General features: G+C 73.0%; 2 protein-coding genes. One reads left to right on the forward strand and one right to left on the reverse strand.

Annotation, left to right across the window (positions count from 1 at the left end):
• The first annotated feature begins 427 nt into the window (after nucleotides 1–427).
• Nucleotides 428–571, forward strand: coding sequence for a hypothetical protein (locus V7793_RS36935; protein WP_336014055.1), 144 nt, complete (start codon nucleotides 428–430; stop codon nucleotides 569–571).
• Nucleotides 572–590: 19 nt separating this feature from the next.
• Here V7793_RS36935 and V7793_RS36940 read toward each other — a convergent pair.
• The coding region (locus V7793_RS36940; protein WP_336014057.1) for a purple acid phosphatase family protein at nucleotides 591–2,006 on the reverse strand (1,416 nt) is incomplete at its 5' end.

Raw genomic sequence — 2,006 nt, forward strand, 5'->3', positions numbered from 1 at the left:
GGCGAGCGCGGCGCGCAGCCCGCCGAGGCGGGCCGCGTACCAGGGCTTGAGTGCGTACAGGCCGTTCATGGGGCCCACTTTCGCCGCAGGGGGCGGGGCCGAGGATCGGCGGGGGTACTCAAACCCCTACTCAGTCGCTACTCAGTACGGGCCGGGCGGTCGTGCGGGGGGCGCCCCGGGCACCCCGCCGTCTCAGATAGTAGGAAGCCCGAGTAATTGTGCAGACAGCGCGGTACAGCTGTCCTAGCGTGGAGGAAGCCGAACGTGCGCTCCATCGAGCGACAAGCGGTTGCGGCCCCGTGCGCGAGCGCAGGCGATCCCTGCGGCACCCCGGCCCCCGCCCTTTCCCCGGCGCTCTTCCCATCGCTCCCGGGGCCCCGCAGCCGGTGCCCCTTCCCGCAGACGCAGCAGAGGAGACGTGACTCCCATGGCCGGAACCGCCGTCCGCAGGACTCGCCGCATCGCCCGTACGGCCGACCGCACGGACCGCACGATCGACCGGATGAATGCCGCCGCCGCACTCCAGCGGGCGCTGGACCGCCGGGACAACGGCGGCGTGACCGGCCACTGAGGGCCCGGCAGGTGCGCCGTCAGCCCCGCCGCGCGGGGCGGACGACGTCGAAGTGGTCGATGCGGGCGCCGTTCTCCGCCAGCGCGGTCACCCGCAGCCGCGGGCGCCCGCCCCGTGCGGCCGGCTCGGCCTCGACCGCGAGGAACGAGAAGCCGGTGTAGCGCACGCGCGACCACTCCACCGTCTCCGGGTGCTTCACCCGCCCCTCCTCCCAGAAGTAGCTCTCCACTCCCTCCAGGTCCCTGACGTGACCCTCGTAGCTGTCCGGCACCGGGAAGTCGTAGAGCGACTTCCCGGCCCCGCCGGCGGTCACGTAGACGATGCCGTCGCGCGTGGAGTCGGCGGTGCCGCCGATGGGCACCTCCCGCCCCACGCGCGTGCCGCGGAGCGCGTCGGTGCGCTCGTAGACGTGGTTGTGGCCGTTGATGACGAGGTCGGCCCCGTGCTTCTCGAAGAGCGGCAGCCACTCCTCCCGCACCGCCCCGTCCGAGGCGTGCGCCTTCGTCGTGGAGAAGGCGCAGTGGTGGAAGAAGACGACGAGGAAGTCGAGGCCGCGCGTGCGGCGCAGTTCGCCCAGCCGGCGGTCGAGCCAGGCGGTCTGCCGGCCGTCGCTGTAGCCGGTGTTCGCGGTGATCTCGTAGGAGATGTCGTTGGCGTCCAGGGCGACGATGCCCACGTTGCCGTAGACGAAGGAGTAGACGCCCGGGGCGCCCACGGGGTCGAAGCCGTTCCGCGGGAGGGACCAGCGGGCGAGCTGGCCGCCGTAGCCGTCGGGCGAGTACCAGGCCTCCATGTCGTGGTTGCCGGTGGTCACCATCCAGGGCACGGACGCGGCCACCGGCTCCGTCTGGGCGAGGAACTGGTCCCACACGCGCGCGTCGTAGACGTCGGTGGGCTTGCCCGCCCCGCTGTCGTCGGCGTAGCAGATGTCGCCCGCGTGCAGGTGGAAGGCGGGGTTCTGGCCGAGGATCAGCTGGTCGTTGGCCAGGGCCTGGTAGCCGACGCCCTGGTCGCCGAAGGCGGTGAAGGTGAACCGCTCCGCCTTGCCGCCCTTCTCCGGCCGCTCCGGCGCGGTGCGGAAGGTGCCGATGCGGGCGAAGTGGCGCGGGTCGGCGGGGTCGTGGCCGTCGTGCCCGACGCCGTAGTAGTACGTCCGGCCGGGCCTGAGGTTGTCCAGCGCCGCGTGCAGGTACACCTGGTCGACGGCGGGGAGCTTCTTCGACAGCGGCGGGGTGTGCAGGGTGCGCACCTCGGCGTCCAGCTTCACGCCGAGGTCCCACGGCGCGAGGCCCACCCGCACGTAGGGCCGCTTCACGGCGAACGGCACCTGCCAGGAGACCCGCATCTGCGTCCGCGGGTCGGCGCCGAACGCCAGGTGCCTGCCGAAGGGCGCGACGTGCCGGCCGTCGACCCGCGACGTGGCGGGGGCGTCCAG

It is taken from the genome of Streptomyces sp. KLMMK, from assembly GCF_036961605.1.
In the GTDB taxonomy this organism is placed as follows: Bacteria; Actinomycetota; Actinomycetes; order Streptomycetales; family Streptomycetaceae; genus Streptomyces; species Streptomyces telluris.

What these genes read in the sequence shown, in the direction of transcription:
- V7793_RS36935 (WP_336014055.1), top strand. Translation starts at nt 428, where the DNA reads ATGGCCGGAACCGCCGTCCGCAGGACTCGCCGCATCGCCCGTACGGCC.